The organism is Stenotrophomonas sp. YJH_SMC_20 (genome assembly GCF_059367845.1).
In genome coordinates, this window is record NZ_JCAFRG010000011.1 from 96028 (window position 1) to 115752 (window position 19725).

Sequence of the window (19725 nt, forward strand, 5' to 3'; positions counted from 1 at the left end):
CATTACCCCCCGTCGGACGGACCTGGCCCGACACCGCGGAACGGCGCCAAAAACAAAACGGGCACCCTTGCGGGCGCCCGTTCTGCGGTGATGCCAGGCCTTGCGGCGCGGGATCAGGCTTCGGCGACGACGACGACCTTGACGGTGGTCTCGACGTCGGCGTGCAGGTGGACCAGCACGTCGTATTCGCCGATGTTGCGGAAGGCGCCTTCGCCCAGGATGACTTCGCTCTTTTCCAGCGGCAGGCCGGCGGCGGTGAAGGCCTCGGCGATGTCGCGCGGGCCAACCGAGCCGTACAGCTTGCCTTCGGTCGAAGCGTTGGCGGCGATGGTCACGCTCGCGCCTTCCAGCTTGGCCTTGCGGCCTTCAGCGTCGGCGTGGATGGCCTGGGCCTTGGCTTCGTATTCGGCGCGCTTGGCTTCGAACTCGGCCTTGTTGCTCTCGGTGGCCGGCACGGCCTTGCCCTGCGGCACGAGGAAGTTACGGCCGTAGCCCGGCTTCACGTCGACCAGGTCGCCCAGGTTGCCGAGGTTGGTGACTTTCTGCAGGAGGATCAACTGCATGGTATTGCTCCAGATAAGTTATTCGTTAGCGAGGCAACGCCCCGCAACAAAGGCTGTCCGAATAGCTGGCACAGCGGGGGCGGCGTCGGGCCGCCCCGCCTGCATCAGACGTCGTGGTTGTCGGTGTACGGGATCAGGGCCAGGAAGCGAGCGCGCTTGACGGCGGTCGCCAGCTGGCGCTGGTACTTCGACTTGGTACCGGTGACGCGGCTCGGCACGATCTTGCCGTTCTCGGTCAGGTACTGGCGCAGGGTGTTGAGATCCTTGTAGTCGATCTCCTTCACACCTTCAGCAGTGAACTTGCAGAACTTGCGGCGACGGAAGAACTTGGACATGGGAAGGCTCCTTAGGCGGCGGAAGCGGCGTCGTCGCCGGCTTCGTTGTCAGCGGTGTTGTTGGACTCGCCTTCTTCGTCGTCACGACGACGGCGCTCACCGCGCTCCGGCTTGTCACCCTTCTCGTCCTTGCTCTTCATGATCAGCGACTGCTCGGTGTCAGCCTCGTCACGCTTGATGACCAGGTTGCGCAGCACGGCGTCGTTGAAGCGGAAGCTCTCGGTCAGTTCGTTCAGAACGGCCTGGTCGGCTTCGATGTTCATCAGCACGTAGTGGGCCTTCACCAGGTTCTGGATCGGGTACGCCAGCTGGCGGCGGCCCCAGTCTTCCAGACGGTGGATGGTGCCGTTGCCGTTCTCGACCAGCGACTTGTAGCGCTCGATCATGGCCGGGACCTGCTCGCTCTGGTCCGGGTGGACCATGAACACGATTTCGTAATGACGACTCATGTTTTTTTCTACCTTTCGGATGTGGCCTTGCGGCCGGACAGCCCCCCGCCGTTGAGACCGCGGTGGGGCAAGGGTTCCCGCCAGGGAGGCAGGAAGCCGCGCATTATGGCGCAGATGGGGTGGCCGGGCAACCGGTGGGCCACCTGACACCCTGAACCGGGGGCGAGCGCCCAGCCAACCCGGGTTGGGCGCTACCAGAACGATCAGGCCCCGGCCGGCCGCCAGGCCTTGTCGGCGTCAGTGGTGAAGCTCTCGCCGCAGCCACACTCGGCGGTGGCGTTCGGGTTGCTGAACGTGAAGGTCTCGCTCAGGCCGTGCTTGCCGAAGTCGATCACGGTGCCGTCCACCAGCGCCAGGCTCTTGGCGTCGACATAGATCTTCACGCCGTCCTGCTCGAACACGGTATCGCCCTCGCGCTCATCGCGGGCCAGGTCGGTGATGTGGCCCCAGCCGGAGCAGCCGGTCCTGGTCACGCCGAAACGCAGGCCCAGCGCGCCGGGGGTCTGGGCGACAAAGCGCTGCACGCGCTCGAAGGCAACGGGGGTCAGGCTGACGGCCATGGGGCTACTCCAGAGGTACGGGGACATTATAAGGAGCTGTGGCTGCGAAAAATGCCTCGCAAGCAGAACGCTGCAACCGGTAAACTCCCGTGTTCACAGATCGAGTCGATCAGCAGAGGATTCAAGTCATGACGGTGGTCAGCGTTGAACATGCGCTTGCCGGGAAGATCCCGGAAGGCGGCGAAGTCACGGTACGCGGATGGGTGCGCACGGTGCGCGGTTCAGCGAATCTGGCCTTCGTGAATGTGAGCGACGGCTCCTGCTTCGCCCCGATCCAGGTCGTGGCCAACGACACCCTGGGCAACTTCGACGAGATCAAGCGCCTGACCAGCGGCTGCTCGGTCATCGCCACCGGTACCCTGGTGAAGTCGCAGGGCAAGGGCCAGTCGTTCGAGATCCAGGCCAGCACGCTTGAAGTGGTCGGCTGGGTCGAAGACCCGCTCACCTATCCGATCCAGCCCAAGCCGATGTCGCCGGAGTTCCTGCGCGAAGTGGCGCACCTGCGCCCGCGCACCAACCTGTTCGGGGCGGTCACCCGCATCCGCAACTGCCTGGCCCAGGCCGTGCACCGCTTCTTCCACGAGAACGGCTTCAACTGGATCAGCACCCCGATCATCACCACCTCCGACGCCGAAGGCGCCGGCCAGATGTTCCGCGTGTCCACCCTGGACATGGTGAACCTGCCGCGCGACGAGAAGGGCGCGATCGATTTCAGCCGCGACTTCTTCGGCAAGGAAACCTTCCTGACCGTGTCTGGCCAGCTGAACGTCGAGGCCTATTGCCTGGCGCTGAGCAAGGTCTACACCTTCGGCCCGACCTTCCGCGCCGAAAACAGCCACACCACCCGCCACCTGGCGGAGTTCTGGATGATCGAGCCGGAAATCGCCTTCGCCGACCTGGCCGAAGACGCACGCCTGGCCGAAGAGTTCCTGAAGTACCTGTTCCGCGCGGTGCTGAACGAGCGCAGCGACGACCTGGCCTTCATCGCCGAGCGCGTGGACAAGAACGCGATCACCAAGCTGGAAGATTTCATCAACGCACCGTTCGAGCGCATCGACTACACCGATGCGGTCAGCCTGCTGCAGAAGTCCGGCAGGAAGTTCGACTTCCCGGTGGAATGGGGCCTGGACCTGCAGACCGAGCACGAGCGCTGGCTGACCGAGGAACACGTCGGCCGCCCGGTGGTGGTGACCAACTACCCGGAGCACATCAAGGCCTTCTACATGCGCCTGAACGACGACGGCAAGACCGTTGCCGCGATGGACGTGCTGGCCCCGGGCATCGGCGAGATCATCGGCGGCAGCCAGCGCGAAGAGCGCCTGGACGTGCTGGATGCGCGCATGGCCCAGTTCGGCCTGGATCGCGAGCACTACAGCTGGTACCGCGATTTCCGCCGCTATGGTTCGGTGCCGCACGCCGGCTTCGGCCTGGGCTTCGAGCGCCTGGTGGTGTACGTCTGCGGGCTGTCCAACATCCGCGATGCGATCCCCTACCCGCGCGCCCCGGGCAGCGCGGACTTCTAAGCCCCAAACGACCACGGAGGTGCTGCACCCATGACCCTGTTCTTCGCCCTCTGTTTCGTTGGCGTTGCAGTGGCCGGGTTCAGTGCCTTCGTGATCTTCTGGCCGCTGACCTTGGTGCACGTTCGCGACCGCCATCCGGCGCTCGCCGAGCGCTTCGGCAGCGGCGCCTTCCTCAAGCCCGATGCCCTGGCCTGGCTGTTGCGCCGCGACTATCGCCAGCAGCCGGACCGCTCGCTGTCCGGGCTGGCGACGCCGGCCTGGGTATCGCTGCTGACCCTGCTGGCCGGACTGGGCATGGCTGCCCTGCTCTGGCTGGCCTCGCTCTGGTAACACATCCATGAATGACATCACCACTTCGCGCGACAGCTGGTGGCTGGCCAGCCTCGGCAACACCCTGATCTGGGCACGCCTGCGGGTGCGCCCTGCCGGCACCGCCGAAGTGCTCGACAGCGACGGCAACACGCTGAGCTATGACAGTGAAGACACCGCCCGTTCGCAGCTGTTCGACGCCGAATTCGTCGAGTATGACGGCCTGGACGAGGAGGACGCGCTGGTGCGCGGCTTCAGCCTGCACGAAGTGCAGCCGCCGCAGGCCGACAGCGACGAGGGCCTGCGTGGCCGCATGATCCAGTCGCTGGGCGGGCGCGCCTGACCCTGGCATGTTCACCCCGCGCGCCTTCGCCGAGACCGACCTGCTCTGGCTGGACCGCCTGCTGGCGCGCGATCCGTTCGTCAGCGTGCTCACCCCGGGCAGCGATGGCCTGCCGGAGCTGACGCGGATGCCGGTGTTGTACCGGCGCGAGGGCGAGCGCATCGAGCTGCGCGGGCACTGGGCCCGCGCCAACCCGCAGTCGCGCCACAGCGGTGCGGCCAAGGTACTGGTCGATGGCCCGCACGGCTACGTCTCGGCCAGCTGGTATCCGGACAAGGAGCCCGCCGCGCGGGTGCCGACCTGGAACTATGCGGCCGCCGAGCTGCGCGGCCAGCTGCACACCTTCGACGACACCGATGCGCTGGCCGAACTGGTCGGCGCGATCAGCGACCATTTCGAAGCCAGCGTCGGCCAGGCCTGGCGCTTCGATGCCGCGCGCGCCGAACACGGCCCGGAGCTGCGCGCCATCGTCGGCTTCCGCTTCCAGGTTGAACACGTGCAGCTGAAGCTGAAGCTGAGCCAGAACCACCCCGATGCGAACCAGCGTGCCGTGATCGCCGAACTGGAACAGCTGGGCACCCCTTCCTCCACCGAGTTGGCGCAGTGGATGCGCTGGCACCGCGAACAGGCCACCCGCAGCGGCTGAACGCCCCCGATTCCCGCGACGACGCAGCCGGATGGCTGCGGCGCGCCCCCACCCGACGCCAGGCATCCGAACATGAAAGACATCCACAAGCTGCTGCAGAACAACCGCGACTGGGCCGACCGCATCGAGAAGGAAGACCCGGACTTCTTCCACCAGCTGGCCAAGCAGCAGCATCCCGAGTATCTGTGGATCGGCTGCTCCGATTCACGAGTTCCGGCCAACCAGATCATCGGCATGGCGCCGGGCGAAGTGTTCGTGCACCGCAACGTTGCCAACGTGGTCGCCCACACCGACCTGAACTGCCTGAGCGTGGTGCAGTACGCGGTGGACCAGCTGAAGGTCAAGCACATTCTGATCGTCGGCCATTACGGCTGCGGCGGCGTGCACGCCTGCCTGCACAATACCCGCGTCGGCCTGGCCGACAACTGGCTGCGCCACGTCGGCGACGTCGTTCAGAAGCACCAGGGCATCCTCGATGCGATCGAAGACGATGAACTCAAGCACGCCCGCCTGTGCGAGCTGAACGTGATCGAGCAGGTCGCCAACCTCTGTCGCTCGACCATCGTGCTGGACGCCTGGGCCCGCGGCCAGAAGCTGATGGTGCATGGCTGGGTGTACAGCCTGAAGGACGGTCGCGTGCGTGAAATGGGCATCGACGTCGGTTCGCTGGAAGAGCTGCAGCCAGCGTATGAAAAAGCGCTGTCCTTCGTGCCGCGCAAGGGCCGTCGCGACTAATCCCCACACGGATGACCACCATGCTCGCCCCACCGATCAACCTGCACGCCTGGATCGAAGAGAACCGCCACCTGCTGAAGCCGCCGGTGGGCAACAAGATGATCGACAACGGCGATTTCATCGTGATGGTGGTCGGCGGGCCGAACTCGCGTACCGACTACCACTACGACGAAGGCCCCGAGTGGTTCTACCAGCTCGAAGGCGAGATGGTGCTGAAGGTGCAGGAGGACGGTGCGGTACGTGACATCCCGATCCGCGCCGGCGAGGTCTTCCTGCTGCCGGCGAAGGTGCCGCACTCGCCGCGCCGCCCGCCCGGGGGCATCGGCCTGGTGGTCGAGCGCAAGCGCCTGCCGCACGAGAAGGACGGGGTGATCTGGCACTGCGAACGCTGCAACCACAAGCTGCACGAAGAGTTCTTCGCGCTGCAGAACATCGAGACCGACCTGCCCAAGGTGTTCGCGCGCTACCACGCCAGCCTGGAACTGCGCACCTGCAGCCAGTGCGGGCACGTGGATCCGCTGCCGGTGCCGGCGGCGGGCTGAGCACCTGCCCCTGTAGAACCGAGCCCATGCTCGGCTTCGTGGCCCGGCAGCCGAACATGGGCTCCGCTCTACAGGTTCGGCGGCAGGCACGCCGCCAAGCGCTACACTGGCGGTCCCGTTGCAGCCTGTTGCCCGACCATGTCCGACCTGCTCAGCCGCACCCACGCCATTGCCCTGGACGCCGCCGATCCGCTGCGTCCGATGCGTAACGAATTCCTGATTCCGCGCCATGGCGGCGGCGAGCAGACCTACTTCGTCGGCAACTCGCTGGGCCTGCAGCCGCGTGGCGCTCAGGCCGCGGTGCAGGAAGTGATGAAGCAGTGGGGCGAGCTGGCGGTGGAAGGCCACTTCACCGGCCCTACCCAGTGGCTGTCCTACCACCGCCTGGTGAGCGCGCAGCTGGCCCGCGTGGTCGGTGCGCTGCCCAGCGAAGTGGTGGCGATGAACACGCTGAGCGTGAACCTGCATCTGATGATGGTCAGCTTCTACCGGCCGACCACGCAGCGCCCGGTGATCCTGATGGAAGCCGGCGCATTCCCGACCGACCGCCACGCGGTCGAAGCACAGATCCGCTTCCATGGCTTCGACCCGGCCCAGTGCCTGGTGGAAGTGCAGCCGGACGAAGCCAACGGCACGATCTCGCTGACCGCGATCGAACGCGCCATCGCCGAGCACGGCCCGCGCCTGGCGCTGGTGCTGTGGCCCGGCGTGCAGTACCGCACCGGTCAGGCCTTCGACCTCGATGCAATCACCCGCGCCGCACGCCTGCAGGGGGCGCGCATCGGTTTCGACCTGGCGCATTCGGTGGGCAACCTGCCGCTGCGCCTGCATGACGTGGCGCCGGACTTTGCGGTGTGGTGCCATTACAAATACCTCAACAGCGGCCCGGGCGCGGTTGCCGGCGCCTTCGTGCACGAGCGCCACCATCGCGACACCACCCTGCCCCGATTCGCTGGCTGGTGGGGCCATGAGGAAGCCACCCGTTTCCAGATGGCACCGCAGTTCACCCCGGCCATCGGTGCCGAAGGGTGGCAGCTGAGCAATCCGCCCATTCTGGGGCTGGCACCGTTGCGCGCCTCGCTGGACCTGTTCGAGCGAGCCGGCATGGACGCGCTGCGCAGCAAATCGCTGGCGCTGACCGGCATGCTCGAAGCGCTGGTGCGCGCACGCCTGCCGCAGGTGCTGGAGATCATCACCCCGGCAGACCCGCAGCGCCGCGGCTGCCAGTTGTCGCTGCGCGTGATCGGCGGCCGCGAGCGCGGGCGCGCCCTGTTCGAGCACCTGCGCAGCATCGGCGTGCTCGGCGATTGGCGCGAACCGGATGTGATCCGCATCTCGCCCACCCCGCTCTACAACCGCTACCTGGACGTGCACCACTTCGTCGAGGAAGTGGAAGCCTGGGCCGGCCTTTGAGCCGGTCCCTCCCCTACTGCTGGACAGTTCGTTGATCGCACACGCCTCCCGCTCGTTGAGCATTATCGGTGCCGGCCTCGCCGGCTCCCTGCTGGCCATCCTGCTGTCACGCCAGGGCTGGCGCATCACCTTGTACGAACGCCGCGGCGATCCGCGCGTGGCCGACTACGAGAGCGGCCGCTCGATCAACCTGGCGCTGGCCGAGCGTGGGCGCAACGCCCTGCGCCAGGCCGGTGTGGAAGACGAGGTGATGGCGCGCGCGGTGATGATGCGCGGACGCATGGTGCATCCACGCGACGGCGAACCGCAGCTGCAGCGCTATGGCCGTGATGACAGCGAAGTGATCTGGTCGATCCACCGCAGCGACCTGAACACCACGCTGCTGGAACTGGCCGAACAGGCAGGGGCCACCGTGCATTTCCATCGCCGCCTGCACACCGTTGATTTCGATGCCGGCTACGCCCGCTTCATCGATGACCGCGATGACAGCCCGCACGACATCCGCTTCGACACCCTGATCGGTGCAGACGGTGCCGGTTCGGCGCTGCGTGCGGCAATGAACCGGCGCGCGCCGCTGGGCGAGGACATCGCCTTCCTCGATCACTCCTACAAGGAGCTGGAGATTCCGCCGGCCGAAGACGGGGGCTTCCGCATCGAGCGCAACGCGCTGCACATCTGGCCACGCGGCCACTACATGTGCATCGCCCTGCCCAATCATGAAGGCACCTTCACCGTCACCCTGTTCCTGCCCAACCAGGGCGATCCCAGCTTTGCCACGATCAATACTGGTGCGCAGGCCGAGGCGCTGTTCGCTCGCGAGTTCGCGGACGCGCTGCCGCTGATCCCGAACCTGCGCGTGGATTGGGAACAGCACCCGCCGGGCCTGCTCGGCACGCTCACCCTGGAGCGCTGGCACCAGCAGGGCCGCGCCGTACTGATCGGCGACGCCGCGCATGCAATGGTGCCGTTCCACGGCCAGGGCATGAACTGCGCGTTCGAGGATTGCGTTGCGCTGGCCCGTCACCTGATGGAGGCGGATAACCTGGAAAGTGCGTTCGCTGCGTTCGAGGCCGAGCGCAAACCCAATGCACGCGCGATCCAGCAGATGGCGCTGGAGAACTACCTGGAAATGCGCGACCGCGTGGCCGATCCCTCGTTCCTGCTGCAGCGCGAACTGGAGCGGGAACTGCAGCGGCGCTGGCCGACCCGCTTCGTACCGCACTACACGATGGTCACCTTCCTGCACACGCCGTACGCCGAAGCGCTGCGCCGTACCGAACTGCAGCGCGATTTGCTGGTGGCGGCCACGGTCGGCCACGAGTCGCTGGACAACATCGACTGGGCGGCGCTGGAAGCGCAGATCCACGCGCAGCTACCGGTCCTGGAGGGTGCGCACTGATGGCCGACAGCTTCCTGTTCTACGACCTGGAAACCTTCGGCCAGGATCCACGGCGCACCCGCATCTCGCAGTTCGCCGCCATCCGCACCGACGCCGACCTCAACGAGATCGACACGCCGGTCAGCTTCTTCGTGCGCCCGGCCGATGACCTGTTGCCCTCACCGATGGCCACCCTGGTCACCGGCATCACCCCGCAGCAGGCCTTGGCCGAAGGCATCAGCGAGTCCCAAGCCTTCGACCGCATCAACGAACTGATGTCGCGACCCGGCACCTGCGCGCTGGGCTACAACACGCTGCGCTTCGACGATGAATTCGTCCGCTACGGCCTGTTCCGCAACTTCCATGACCCATACGAACGCGAGTGGCGCAACGGCAATTCGCGCTGGGACCTGCTGGACATGCTGCGGCTGATGCGCGCGATGCGCCCGGATGGCATCCAGTGGCCGCTGCGCGAGGACGGTGCCACCTCGTTCAAACTCGAGCACCTGGCCGAAGCCAACAACGTGCGCGAGGGTGATGCGCACGAAGCGCTATCCGACGTGCGAGCCACAATCGGCATGGCACGGCTGTTCAAGCAGTCGCAGCCGCGCCTGTGGGACTACGCCCTGAAGCTGCGCGACAAGCGTTTCGTCGGCACCCTGCTGGATGTCACCGCGATGACGCCGGTGCTGCACATTTCCATGCGCTACCCCGCCAGCCGTCTGTGCGCGGCGCCGGTGCTGCCGTTGGCCGTGCACCCGACGATCAGCAACCGGGTGATCGTGTTCGACCTGGACGGCGACATCGACGACCTGCTGGCCCTGCCGGCCGAGGTGATCGCACAGCGCCTGTACCTGCGCGCCAGTGAACTGCCCGAGGGCGTGGCACGGGTGCCGCTGAAGGAAGTGCACCTGAACAAGGTGCCCGCCCTGGTCGCCTGGAACCACCTTCGTGGCGATGACCACGCGCGCCTGGGCCTGGACGTGGCCGCGATCGAGGCCAAGGTTGAACGGCTGCGCGGGTTCGCCCCTCAGCTTGCCGAGAAGGCGCGCCAGGTCTACAACCAGCCGCGCGCGGCCACCGTGGCCGACGTCGATGCCTCCCTGTACGACGGCTTCCTCGGCAACGGCGACAAACCGCTGCTGGCGCTGGCCCGCACAACCGCACCGGAGCAGTTGGCCGCGCTGGAAGGCCGCTTCCGCGACCCGCGCCTGCCGGAGCTGCTGTTCCGCTACCGTGCGCGCAATCATCCGGACAGCCTCGCGCCGGCTGAACGCCAGCGCTGGCAGGATTACCGGCGCCAGCGCCTGCTGGGAGACGGCGGCCTGGGCGAACTCAACCTGCCCCAGTACCAGCAGCAGCTCGATGCGCTGGCCGCCGAGTCGCCCGACGACGCGCGGCGCCAGGCCCTGCTGCAATCGTTGCGCGACTGGGGCCAGCACCTGCAGGAGACCTTGTGAGTACCTATTTCTCGGACGCCAGCTTCAAGTTCCTGCGCAGCCTGGCGCGCCACAACGAAAAGGCGTGGTTCAACGACCACCGCCAGCAGTACGAAGAGCATGTGCGACAGCCGTTCCTGCGCCTGTTGGGTGATCTTCAGCCAGCCCTTGCCGAGGTCAGCGAACACTTCCGCGCCGATACCCGCGGCGTCGGCGGCTCACTGTTCCGCATCCACCGCGACGCGCGTTTCTCCAACGACAAATCGCCTTACAAGACCTGGCAGGGTGCGCGCCTGTTCCATGAGCGCCGTCGCGAAGTGGCCGCGCCCTCGTTCTATGTGCACCTGCAGCCAGGCGAGAGCTTTGTCGGTGCCGGCCTGTGGCACCCGGAACCGGAAACCCAGCGCCGCGTGCGCCACTTCATCCTCGACAATCCGGGCAGCTGGAAGGCCGCGGCCCATGCACCTGCGCTGCGCAGGCGCTTCGAGTTCGAGGAGAGCGAAAAGCTGGTGCGTCCGCCGCGCGGCTTCCCGGCCGACTTCGAGTTCATCGACGACCTCAAGCACCGCAACTGGGTAATGTGGCGCCCGCTGGATGACGCCACGATGACCGGCCCACGCCTGCTGTCCACGCTGGGCAAGGATCTGGCCGCGCTCGGCCCGTTCGTCGACTATCTGTGCGCAGCGCTGGACCTGGAATTCTGATGCCGTTGGCGCACCAACGGCGCACGCTGGGCCGCACCGGCCTGGCGGTTTCGCCGGTCGGCCTTGGGTGCTCCGGCTTCTGGGGGCATCGGCGCTTCCCGGAGCAGTCGGCCGCGCACGTCGTCGAGCATGCACTGGCACAGGGCGTGAACCTGTTGGACACGGGTCACAACTACTCCGGTTTCCACGCCGAGCCGCGGCTGGGCCGCATCCTGCGCTCCTTGCTCAAGCAATACCCGCGCGATTCGCTGGTGATCTCCAGCAAGGGCGGCACGCTGACCGGCCAGGCCGGCGTCAGCGGCGCCGAGCAGCGCAATTTTTCGCCAGCGGCCATCACCGCCAGCTGCGAAGCCTCGCTGCGCAACCTCGGCCTGGATTACCTCGATATCTACCAGCTGCACGGTGCCAGCCAGCACGACATCAACGATGACCTGCTGGCCGCACTGCAGCGACTGCGCGAACGCGGGCTGATCCGGCACACCGGCATCAATACGCACACGGCGTCGACCCTGTGCTGGATGATCGACCATCCCACGCTGTTCGACGTGGTGCTTCTGGACTACAACGCCCTGCAGCAGGATCGTGAACCCCTCATCGACCGGCTGCACGCGGCCGGTATCGGCGTGCTGGCCGGCACCGTGCTGGCGCAGGGCCACCTGCTGCCATCACGGGCCCGCCTGCCGCGCCCGGCCGACGCCTGGTACCTGGCCAGAGCCTGGCTCAAGCCAAGCAGCCGCTCCCTGATGCACAGCGCACGCCGGATGCGCCACACCATCGCCGCCATCCACAGCCAGCGCCCCGCCCAGACCGCGTTTGCCTACGCCCTGGGCCATCGCGGCGTCGCCAGCGGCATTCTGGGCACCACCCGCACCGGCAGCCTGGACGAAGTGCTGGCGACGCGCCTTGAGGCGCTGACCCCGGCGGAACGGCAACAGCTGGTCGATGCCTTCGGTGATGGCCGTGGTTCGCCCAGTCAGTGAGTCTTCACCCCGCACTGCCGCCGTTGCAGCAGTCTGTCCGCCATGAAGAAACTCTCCGCACTGGTTGTGCTGCTGGTCCTGGCCCTGGCGGCCTGGTGGTTCGGCGGCCCCTACCTGACCGTCAATGGCCTTTCCAAGGCCATCGAGCAGCGCGACACCGCGCGCCTGGAACGCTACGTCGATTTCCCGCGCGTGCGCAGCAGCCTGCGCGCGCAGCTCAATGACTACCTGGTGCGCCAGGCCGGCCCGGACGTGGCGGCCAGTCCCTTCGGTGCCCTGCTGTACGGGCTGGGCGACCAGCTGGGCGGTGCCGCGGTGGACACCATGGTGACCCCCACCGGGATCGGCGCGATGCTGCAGGGCCACGTGCTGTGGAAGCGCGGCCGCAATGAACTGCAGGGCGGCGATGCCTTCGGCCCGACCGAACCGGCGCGACCGTTGAAGCATGCCGAACACCATTTCGAAGCGCTGGACCGCTTCGTGATCGATGTCGATCGCGGTCCCGGCCAGCCGCCGATGAAGGTGGTGCTGGAGCCGCAGGGGCTGCGCTGGAAGGTGGTGGATCTGCAGTTGGGGATGTCGGGCAGCCCTTGATCGGACCCGTGGCCTGACGGCAGTGCCAACCAACGGTTGGCACCTGCCGGTCGAATCCGCCCTATCCCTCGTTGGCGACGCCGTGCGGTACGTGGCCGGCAGCCACATGCTCGCGGGCGCTGTCGATGTTGTGCTGCGAATCGTCGAAGAAGATGTCGGCGCCGAACGCCTGCAGGAACGGCCCCTTGTGCCGGCCGCCGAGGAACAGCGCTTCGTCCAGGCGCACGCCCCACTCGCGCAGGGTGCGGATCACCCGCTCATGGGCCGGCGCCGAACGCGCAGTCACCAGTGCGGTACGGATCGGCGCGCTCTCGCCGGCAGGGAATACTTCCTGCAGCGTGTGCAGCGCTGACAGGAAGCCACGGAACGGACCGCCGCTGAGCGGCTCGCGGGCCCGTTCGCGCTCATGGCGGCCAAAGGCTTCCACGCCCTGCTCGCGCGAAATGCGTTCACTCTCGTCACCAAAGATCACCGCGTCACCGTCAAAGGCGATGCGCAGCTGCCCGGCAGGGCGACCGATGTCGATCTGGTCGGCCGCTGCGGCTGCGGTCTCGCCAGGCGGCTTGGGCAGGATGGTCGCCGCCGCGATGCCATGGCGCAGCGCGCTGCGCACCGATTCGGGGTTGGCCGACAGGAACAGGTCGGTGCCGAACGGCTTCACGTAGGGCCAGGTCGGCTCGCCGGCGGTGAACGTCGCGCGGATGATGCCCAGGCCATAGTGCTGGATCGAATTGAAGATGCGCAGGCCGGTGTCGGCCGAATTGCGCGACAGCAGGATCACCTCGACCCGCGGGTCCTCCGGGCTGGCGCCCTGGTTCAGGGCCAACAGCTTGCGCACCACCGGGAACGCCACACCCGGGCCGAGGATGTCGTCTTCGTGCTGACGCTGGAACTCGGCATAGGCCGCCACGCCATCGCTCTCGAACAACGCGTGGCTTTCCTCGAGGTCGAACAGCGCGCGCGAGGTCACCGCGACGGTCAGCAAACGGGGGGAGTTGTCGCCCATCGGTGGGGGTCCTTCAAGCGGTCGGCATGGCCGGCCGCCCATTGTCCTCAAAAAACGAACTGTTCGCTCAGGATCCGGTCTTCCAGATTGTGCTCCGGGTCGAACAGCAGGGTCACGCGGCGGTCCTTCGACTCGCGGATGGTCACCTCGACCACGTCGCGGGTCTCGTGCGAATCGGCGGTCACGCTGACCGGACGCTTGTACGGATCAAGCACGCGGAAGCGCACTTCGGTATCGGCCTTGAGGATCGCCCCGCGCCAGCGTCGCGGCCGATATGGGGCCAGCGGCGTCAGCGCGATGGTATGCGACCCCAGCGGCAACACCGGGCCGTGCGCGGAATAATTGTAGGCGGTGCTGCCGGCCGGGGTGGCGACCAGCACGCCGTCACCGATCAGTTCGGCCACGCGCTCCTGGCCGTTCAGGTCGATGCCGATATGCGCAGCCTGCCGGGTCTGGCGCAGCAGTGAAACATCGTTGTAGGCCAGCGACCCGGTACTGGTGCCCGATTCGGTCAGCGCCACCATCTCCAACGGGCGCAGGTTGGCCGGTTCGGCACGGGCGATGCGCGCCTGCACGTCATCGTCGCCACGGTACTGGTTCATCAGGAAACCGACCGTGCCCAGCTTCATGCCGAACACCGGCTTGCCCAGGTGCCCGTGCCGGTGCAGGGTCTGCAGCATGAAGCCGTCGCCACCCAGCGGGCACAGTACGTCGGCCTGCTCCGGCGTGTGATCGCCATAACGCGAAATCATCGCCGCGCGAGCCATCTGCGCAGGTTCGGTGGTGCTGGCCAGGAAAGCGATGCGGGGGGTGTCGCTCATCGGTGGATCCGGGGGGAAGGCATGAGGGAGAGCATAACCGAGCGCCGGGGGTTGGACCCCGCGGGGCGGATGACCTGCCCGTCCGCCGGGACACGCCGTAAACCCATCCATTGGGGGCTCGGTCGCGCCATCCATGGCGCTCACGGTCCCGGCGGACGGGCCGGACATCCACCTGACAGGTCGACGGCCGGCGTCGGGTCAGTGATCGCAGAAAAGACAGGCAAAAACAGAACGGCCCCGCTTTCGCGGGGCCGCTGTGTTTCACGCATGCCGGGCAGCGCCCGGCGTTACATCACTTACGCGCCGTGCGCAGCGAGCTGGCCCAGGCGCTGGACTGCGACCGAAACGGTCGGGTAGTCCAGGGTCTTCTGCTCGGCCAGTTCGGCCAGCATCGCCAGGGTGAAGCGCAGGCTGTTGTCGTCGCGGCCCATCCAGGCGGCCACCTTGGCTTCAGCACTGCCACCCTTGGTGCCCAGCACCTGGCCGGCCAGGTTGCGGTGGTTGGCGGCCAGCTCGTCACGCAGCACGCCACGTGCCACGGCGTGCCAACGACCGTTGACCTCCAGCGCGTCGACCTGCTCGAACAGCCACGGCAGCTGCAGGGCATCGCCCAGGCGGAAGTGGACCTTGGACACGTCCACCGGCTTCAGCTTGCGGGTGCGGGCCAGTTCGATGATGTCGAACGCCGGCTCCAGGAAGTGCAGTTCGGCCAGCTGCTGCGCCAGCGCGGACGGCAGGCCCTTTTCCTTCCACTCGGCCACCAGAGCTTCGTAGGTCGGACGCTGCGAATCCGGCAGCACACCCGAAGCAACGCGGATGTCGTTGAACGGTCCCTGGTAGCGGTTGACCGCTTCGGTGATGCCCGGCATCGCGCCCGGGCGCGACAGCAGCCAGCGCACGAACGAACGCTGCAGCTTCCAGATCACTTCCAGTGCGTCGATCTGCACCGACTCCGGCACCTTGCCGTCGAGGGCATCGATCTGCGCCCACAGCGCGCGTGCATCCAGCGTTTCACGGCTGATGGTGTACGCCTTGGCGACCTCGGCGATGGAACGACCGGTGTCTTCCTGCATGCGCATCAGGAAGGTGGCGCCCATGCGGTTGATGGTCTGGTTGGTCACGGCCGTGGCGATGATTTCGCGCTTCAGGCGGTGACGCTCCATCGCGTCGGCGTACTTCTTCTGCAGCGGGGTCGGGAAGTAGCGCTGCAGTTCCTTGGACAGGTACGGATCTTCCGGGATGTCCGAATCCAGCAGCTGGTTGAACGCCACCAGCTTGGAGTAGGACAGCAGCACCGACAGTTCCGGTCGGGTCAGGCCCTGGCCACGTGCCTTGCGCTGGGACAGCTCGGCATCGGACGGCAGGAACTCGATCTGGCGGTCGAGCAGCCCCTGCTGTTCCAGGGTACGGATGAAGTGCTGCTTGGAACCCAGGCGCTTGACCGCCATCCGCTCCATCAGGCTCAGGGCCTGGTTCTGGCGGTAGTTGTCGTTGAGCACCAGCTCTGCGACTTCATCGGTCATCGAGGCCAGCAGCTTGTTGCGCTGCTCGACGGTCAGCTTCTTGGCCCGCACCACATCATTGAGCAGGATCTTGATGTTGACTTCATGGTCGGAGGTGTCGACACCGGCCGAGTTGTCGATGAAGTCGGTGTTGAGCAGCACGCCGGCCTGCGCGGCTTCGATGCGGCCCAGCTGGGTCATGCCCAGGTTGCCGCCCTCGCCCACCACCTTGCAGCGCAGCTCGCCACCGTTCACGCGCAGCGCGTTGTTGGCACGGTCGCCGACGTCGCTGTGCTGTTCGCTGGCGGCCTTGACGTAGGTACCGATGCCACCGTTCCACAGCAGGTCGACCGGTGCCTTCAGGATCGCACTCATCAGATCGTTCGGCGACAGCGCCTTGACGTTCTCGTCCAGGCCCAGCGCCTCACGCACCTGCGGGGTGATCTCGATCGACTTCAGGCTGCGCGGGTACACGCCGCCGCCCTTGCTGATCAGCTTGGTGTCGTAGTCGGCCCAGCTCGAACGCGGCAGGGTGAACAGGCGCTCACGCTCGATGAACGACGTGGCCGCATCCGGATTCGGGTCCAGGAAGATGTGGCGGTGGTCGAACGCAGCGACCAGGCGGATGTGGCGCGACAGCAGCATGCCGTTGCCGAACACGTCGCCGGACATGTCGCCGACGCCGACCGCAGTGAAGTCCTGGCTCTGGCTGTCACGGCCCAGCGCACGGAAGTGGCGCTTGACCGATTCCCACGCACCGCGCGCGGTGATGCCCATGCCCTTGTGGTCGTAGCCGACCGAACCACCGGAGGCGAACGCATCGCCCATCCAGAAGCCGTGCGCGACGGCCAGGCCGTTGGCGATGTCGGAGAAGGTCGCGGTGCCCTTGTCGGCGGCCACCACCAGGTACGGATCGTCCATGTCGTGGCGCACGACATCCACCGGCGGCACGATCTTGTTGTTGACGATGTTGTCGGTGATGTCCAGCAGGCCCTGGATGAACAGCTTGTAGCAGGCCACGCCGTTGGCGAAGATCGCATCGCGGTCGCCGTTCACCGGCGGGGTCTTGGCGAAGAAGCCACCCTTCGCGCCGACCGGCACGATGACGGTGTTCTTGACCATCTGTGCCTTGACCAGGCCCAGCACTTCGGTACGGAAGTCTTCGCGACGATCCGACCAGCGCAGGCCGCCACGCGCAACCGCACCGAAGCGCAGGTGGGTACCTTCCACGCGCGGGCCGTACACGAAGATCTCGCGGTACGGGCGCGGCTTCGGCAGGTCCGGCACCAGCGCCGAATCGAACTTGAAGCTGATGACATGGCCGTGCTGGCCGTTGGCATCGGTCTGGTAGTAGCTGGTGCGCAGGGTCGCGTCGATCACGCCCATGAACGAGCGCAGGATGCGGTCCTCGTCCAGGCTGGACACGCGGTCCATCAGCTTCAGCAGCGCATCGCGCGCGGCCTGCATCTGCGCGTCACGGTCGCCCTTGCGGGCGTCGACCACGGTCTTGAGCACCTTCAGGGTGGCCTCGTCGCCAGCAGCCAGCACATCGAAGTGGGCCTTCAGCTGGGCCTGGCCGGCGGCGATGTCGTCCTTGCTCTCGTGGCCGGTGGCCGGATCGAAGCGGGCTTCGAACAGCTCGACCAGCAGACGGGCCAGCAGCGGGTAGCGCGCGAACGTGCCTTCCACGTAGGCCTGCGAGAACGGCACGCCGGTCTGCAGCAGGTACTTGCAGTAGCCACGCAGCATGGCGACCTGGCGCCAGTGCAGGCCGGCCGCCAGCACCAGGCGGTTGAAGCCGTCGTTCTCGGCATCGCCGTGCCAGACGCGGGCGAAGGTCTCGCCGAAGGCTTCATCGACACTGGCGGCATCGATCGCGCCAGCGGTGGACTCGACCTCGAAGTCCTGCACGTATACCGGGGCGTTGTCGACCGACAGGCGGTACGGACGCTCGGCGATCACGCGCAGGCCCATGTTTTCCATCATCGGCAGCGCGTCCGACAGCGGGATGTCGTCCAGCTGGCGATACAGCTTCAGGCGCAGACCATCACCGCTTTCGCGCGGCACGGCCTGCAGGCTCAGGCGCAGGTCGTCCGGGCCGGTCAGCGCGTCGAGCTGGCTGACATCGTTGGCCGCAACAGCCGTGCTGTTGTCTTCGATGTAACCGGCCGGCAGCGCCTTGCCGATGCGGGCGGCGATGCGCAGGCCTTCGGTCTCGCCATGGCGGGCCACCAGCGCCTCGCGCAGGTCGTCCTGCCAGTTGCGCAGGACCTGGGCCAGCTTCTGCTCCAGTTCGGCGGTATCGACGTCGAGCATTTCACCCGGCTTCGGGCGCACGATCAGGTGCACCTGGGCCAGCGGCGATTCGCCCAGCACCACCGAGCTGTCCACGTACTCGCCGTGCAGCGCGTCCTTCAGCATCGCCTCGATGCGCAGGCGCACGTCGGTGTTGAAGCGCTCGCGCGGCAGGTAGACCAGCGCGGAGATGAAACGGCTGTACTTGTCGCGGCGCAGGAACAGGCGGCTGCGCACGCGTTCCTGCAGGCCCAGCACGCCCATCGCGGTGCGGAACAGTTCGTCCTCGCTGGACTGGAACAGTTCTTCGCGCGGCAGGGTTTCCAGGATATGGCGCAGGGCCTTGCCACTGTGGCTGGCCGGGGCCAGGCCGGACTGCTTCATCACGTGCTCGTGGCGCTGGCGCACCAGCGGGATTTCCCACGGGCGACGGTTGTAGGCGCTGGAGGTGAACAGGCCGAGGAAACGCTGCTCGCCGATGATCTTGCCCTTGGCGTCGAACTCCAGCACGCCGATGTAGTCCATGTAACCGGCGCGGTGCACGCGCGAACGGGCATTGGTCTTGGTCAGGATCAGCGCGTCCTTCAAACCGGACGTGGTGTTCAGGCCCTGCGCGGCCAGGGTCTTGACCGGACGGGCGGCGGACTTGTCCTTGCCGCGCATCAGGCCCAGGCCGGTGTCGTTCAGCGGCGCCAGCACCTCTTCCTTGCCCTGCTTCTCGACGCGGTACTCGCGGTAGCCGAAGAAGGTGAAGTGGTTGTCAGCGGCCCAGCGCAGGAACTCCTGTGCTTCCTTGCGCGACGCGTCGTCGACCGGCAGCTGGCGGCTGCCCAGGTCGTCGGCCAGTGCCAGCGCCTTGTCCTTCATCGGCTGCCAGTCGCGCACGATCGCACGCACTTCATCCAGCGCCTTGTTGATGGCCTGTTCGATGGCGGCCATGGCGTCGGCCGGTTGGCGGTCGATCTCCAGCAGCATCACCGACTCGGCATCACCCTCGCCGACCTTGACCAGCTTGCCGGCCTTGTCGCGGGTGAAGCGCAGCACCGGGTGGCCCAGCACGTGGACACCCACGCCCTGCTCGGCCAGCGACATGGTGACGGTGTCGACCAGGAACGGCATGTCGTCGTTGACGATCTGCAGCACGGTATGCGGCGATTCCCAACCGTTGGCCTTCGCGGTCGGATTGAACACGCGGACGTTGGCCTTGCCAGCCTTGCGGGCACGGGCGAATTCCAGCGTCTCAGCCGCGAGAGCGGCCCACTCTTCAGCGCTGTGGTGCGGGAACTCGTCCGCCTCCATGCGCTTGTAGAAGTCAGTGGCAAAGGCCACTGCTTCGGCCTGTGCGGCCGCGGGGTAGCGCTTGCGCAAGGCCGTGTACACCGGCTCCAGGGAGAAACCAGCGGTCACTGCGACCTCCGCTTCTGCTGGTTTGGTCTTGTTTTTCACGGTCTTGGCTGCGGTTTTTTGCGGTTTCATGGCAGAGCGATGCGCTTGCTCAGTTGGGAAAATGAAATTGTAGCCCTACCGCGGGAAAAGGCCTTGCTGCAGGACGGAATAAGCAGATTCGGGTTTGCTGCGGTTTAGACGC

19 protein-coding genes are annotated in these 19725 nt (G+C 66.7%); 12 read left to right on the top strand and 7 right to left on the bottom strand.

The window, feature by feature from the left end:
* Positions 1–113 precede the first annotated feature (113 nt).
* The 4 genes from rplI to AC5P6A_RS17300 all read right to left on the bottom strand — a co-directional run bounded on the left by rplI (position 114) and on the right by AC5P6A_RS17300 (position 1907).
* Positions 114–563 (bottom strand): 50S ribosomal protein L9, encoded by a 450-nt coding sequence (gene rplI, locus AC5P6A_RS17285; RefSeq protein ID WP_005410227.1) that lies wholly within the window; start codon positions 561–563, stop codon positions 114–116.
* Between the two features lie 104 nt (positions 564–667).
* The gene (rpsR, locus tag AC5P6A_RS17290; RefSeq protein ID WP_002804494.1) at positions 668–898 is read right to left on the bottom strand and encodes a 30S ribosomal protein S18; all 231 of its coding nucleotides are present in this window, start codon (positions 896–898) and stop codon (positions 668–670) included.
* An 11-nt stretch (positions 899–909) separates the two neighbouring features.
* Entirely contained in the window at positions 910–1347 is a 438-nt protein-coding gene (gene rpsF / locus AC5P6A_RS17295) for a 30S ribosomal protein S6 (protein ID WP_005410228.1), read from the bottom strand.
* 203 nt (positions 1348–1550) lie between these two features.
* A complete protein-coding gene (locus AC5P6A_RS17300) occupies positions 1551–1907 on the bottom strand; it encodes a HesB/IscA family protein (RefSeq protein ID WP_346715082.1) in 357 nt (118 codons plus the stop codon).
* A 128-nt stretch (positions 1908–2035) separates the two neighbouring features.
* Between AC5P6A_RS17300 and asnS the strand changes: the two genes are divergently transcribed.
* The 12 genes from asnS (at position 2036) to AC5P6A_RS17360 (ending at position 12513) form a co-directional block, all read left to right on the top strand.
* On the top strand, positions 2036–3430 hold the full coding sequence (gene asnS / locus AC5P6A_RS17305; protein WP_021202732.1) for an asparagine--tRNA ligase: 1395 nt from the start codon (positions 2036–2038) through the stop codon (positions 3428–3430).
* 30 nt (positions 3431–3460) lie between these two features.
* Positions 3461–3760, top strand: a complete 300-nt coding sequence (locus AC5P6A_RS17310; protein WP_005417403.1) for a hypothetical protein — start codon at positions 3461–3463, stop codon at positions 3758–3760.
* 7 nt (positions 3761–3767) lie between these two features.
* Positions 3768–4082, top strand: a complete 315-nt coding sequence (locus AC5P6A_RS17315; RefSeq protein ID WP_019660373.1) for a hypothetical protein — start codon at positions 3768–3770, stop codon at positions 4080–4082.
* Between the two features lie 7 nt (positions 4083–4089).
* The gene (locus AC5P6A_RS17320; protein ID WP_155029809.1) at positions 4090–4728 is read left to right on the top strand and encodes an FMN-binding negative transcriptional regulator; all 639 of its coding nucleotides are present in this window, start codon (positions 4090–4092) and stop codon (positions 4726–4728) included.
* 72 nt (positions 4729–4800) lie between these two features.
* Positions 4801–5463 carry a carbonate dehydratase gene (gene can / locus AC5P6A_RS17325; protein ID WP_005417406.1) on the top strand — a complete coding sequence of 221 codons (663 nt, stop codon included), beginning with the start codon at positions 4801–4803 and terminating at the stop codon, positions 5461–5463.
* A gap of 20 nt (positions 5464–5483) precedes the next feature.
* Entirely contained in the window at positions 5484–6005 is a 522-nt protein-coding gene (locus AC5P6A_RS17330; protein WP_180877798.1) for a 3-hydroxyanthranilate 3,4-dioxygenase, read from the top strand.
* 138 nt (positions 6006–6143) lie between these two features.
* On the top strand, positions 6144–7418 hold the full coding sequence (gene kynU / locus AC5P6A_RS17335; protein WP_019660376.1) for a kynureninase: 1275 nt from the start codon (positions 6144–6146) through the stop codon (positions 7416–7418).
* Between the two features lie 31 nt (positions 7419–7449).
* Positions 7450–8817 carry an FAD-dependent oxidoreductase gene (locus AC5P6A_RS17340; protein ID WP_180877796.1) on the top strand — a complete coding sequence of 456 codons (1368 nt, stop codon included), beginning with the start codon at positions 7450–7452 and terminating at the stop codon, positions 8815–8817.
* Positions 8817–10256 carry an exodeoxyribonuclease I gene (sbcB, locus tag AC5P6A_RS17345; protein ID WP_155029811.1) on the top strand — a complete coding sequence of 480 codons (1440 nt, stop codon included), beginning with the start codon at positions 8817–8819 and terminating at the stop codon, positions 10254–10256. The genes AC5P6A_RS17340 and sbcB overlap by 1 nt, the downstream gene beginning before the upstream one ends.
* On the top strand, positions 10253–10939 hold the full coding sequence (locus AC5P6A_RS17350) for a DUF2461 domain-containing protein (RefSeq protein WP_021202728.1): 687 nt from the start codon (positions 10253–10255) through the stop codon (positions 10937–10939). The genes sbcB and AC5P6A_RS17350 overlap by 4 nt, the downstream gene beginning before the upstream one ends.
* Complete coding sequence (locus tag AC5P6A_RS17355) at positions 10939–11919, top strand: aldo/keto reductase (protein WP_111098201.1); 981 nt, start codon at positions 10939–10941, stop codon at positions 11917–11919. The genes AC5P6A_RS17350 and AC5P6A_RS17355 overlap by 1 nt, the downstream gene beginning before the upstream one ends.
* Positions 11920–11961: 42 nt before the next feature.
* Positions 11962–12513 (top strand): DUF2939 domain-containing protein, encoded by a 552-nt coding sequence (locus AC5P6A_RS17360; protein ID WP_111098202.1) that lies wholly within the window; start codon positions 11962–11964, stop codon positions 12511–12513.
* 61 nt (positions 12514–12574) lie between these two features.
* Here the strand turns inward: AC5P6A_RS17360 and AC5P6A_RS17365 are convergent, their stop codons facing one another.
* The 3 genes from AC5P6A_RS17365 to AC5P6A_RS17375 form a co-directional block, all read right to left on the bottom strand.
* On the bottom strand, positions 12575–13519 hold the full coding sequence (locus AC5P6A_RS17365) for a 5'-nucleotidase (protein ID WP_021202725.1): 945 nt from the start codon (positions 13517–13519) through the stop codon (positions 12575–12577).
* Positions 13520–13566: 47 nt separating this feature from the next.
* The gene (locus tag AC5P6A_RS17370; protein WP_010480442.1) at positions 13567–14340 is read right to left on the bottom strand and encodes an NAD kinase; all 774 of its coding nucleotides are present in this window, start codon (positions 14338–14340) and stop codon (positions 13567–13569) included.
* Positions 14341–14636: 296 nt separating this feature from the next.
* The gene (locus AC5P6A_RS17375) at positions 14637–19613 is read right to left on the bottom strand and encodes an NAD-glutamate dehydrogenase (protein ID WP_180877794.1); all 4977 of its coding nucleotides are present in this window, start codon (positions 19611–19613) and stop codon (positions 14637–14639) included.
* Positions 19614–19725 lie beyond the last annotated feature (112 nt).

What these genes read in the sequence shown, in the direction of transcription:
- AC5P6A_RS17315 (WP_019660373.1), top strand. Translation starts at nt 3,768, where the DNA reads ATGAATGACATCACCACTTCGCGCGACAGCTGGTGGCTGGCCAGCCTC.
- AC5P6A_RS17360 (WP_111098202.1), top strand. Translation starts at nt 11,962, where the DNA reads ATGAAGAAACTCTCCGCACTGGTTGTGCTGCTGGTCCTGGCCCTGGCG.
- AC5P6A_RS17300 (WP_346715082.1), bottom strand. Translation starts at nt 1,907, where the DNA reads ATGGCCGTCAGCCTGACCCCCGTTGCCTTCGAGCGCGTGCAGCGCTTT.
- can (WP_005417406.1), top strand. Translation starts at nt 4,801, where the DNA reads ATGAAAGACATCCACAAGCTGCTGCAGAACAACCGCGACTGGGCCGAC.
- sbcB (WP_155029811.1), top strand. Translation starts at nt 8,817, where the DNA reads ATGGCCGACAGCTTCCTGTTCTACGACCTGGAAACCTTCGGCCAGGAT.
- kynU (WP_019660376.1), top strand. Translation starts at nt 6,144, where the DNA reads ATGTCCGACCTGCTCAGCCGCACCCACGCCATTGCCCTGGACGCCGCC.
- AC5P6A_RS17330 (WP_180877798.1), top strand. Translation starts at nt 5,484, where the DNA reads ATGCTCGCCCCACCGATCAACCTGCACGCCTGGATCGAAGAGAACCGC.
- AC5P6A_RS17370 (WP_010480442.1), bottom strand. Translation starts at nt 14,340, where the DNA reads ATGAGCGACACCCCCCGCATCGCTTTCCTGGCCAGCACCACCGAACCT.
- rpsR (WP_002804494.1), bottom strand. Translation starts at nt 898, where the DNA reads ATGTCCAAGTTCTTCCGTCGCCGCAAGTTCTGCAAGTTCACTGCTGAA.
- AC5P6A_RS17375 (WP_180877794.1), bottom strand. Translation starts at nt 19,613, where the DNA reads ATGAAACCGCAAAAAACCGCAGCCAAGACCGTGAAAAACAAGACCAAA.
- AC5P6A_RS17320 (WP_155029809.1), top strand. Translation starts at nt 4,090, where the DNA reads ATGTTCACCCCGCGCGCCTTCGCCGAGACCGACCTGCTCTGGCTGGAC.
- AC5P6A_RS17310 (WP_005417403.1), top strand. Translation starts at nt 3,461, where the DNA reads ATGACCCTGTTCTTCGCCCTCTGTTTCGTTGGCGTTGCAGTGGCCGGG.
- rplI (WP_005410227.1), bottom strand. Translation starts at nt 563, where the DNA reads ATGCAGTTGATCCTCCTGCAGAAAGTCACCAACCTCGGCAACCTGGGC.
- asnS (WP_021202732.1), top strand. Translation starts at nt 2,036, where the DNA reads ATGACGGTGGTCAGCGTTGAACATGCGCTTGCCGGGAAGATCCCGGAA.
- AC5P6A_RS17355 (WP_111098201.1), top strand. Translation starts at nt 10,939, where the DNA reads ATGCCGTTGGCGCACCAACGGCGCACGCTGGGCCGCACCGGCCTGGCG.
- AC5P6A_RS17365 (WP_021202725.1), bottom strand. Translation starts at nt 13,519, where the DNA reads ATGGGCGACAACTCCCCCCGTTTGCTGACCGTCGCGGTGACCTCGCGC.
- rpsF (WP_005410228.1), bottom strand. Translation starts at nt 1,347, where the DNA reads ATGAGTCGTCATTACGAAATCGTGTTCATGGTCCACCCGGACCAGAGC.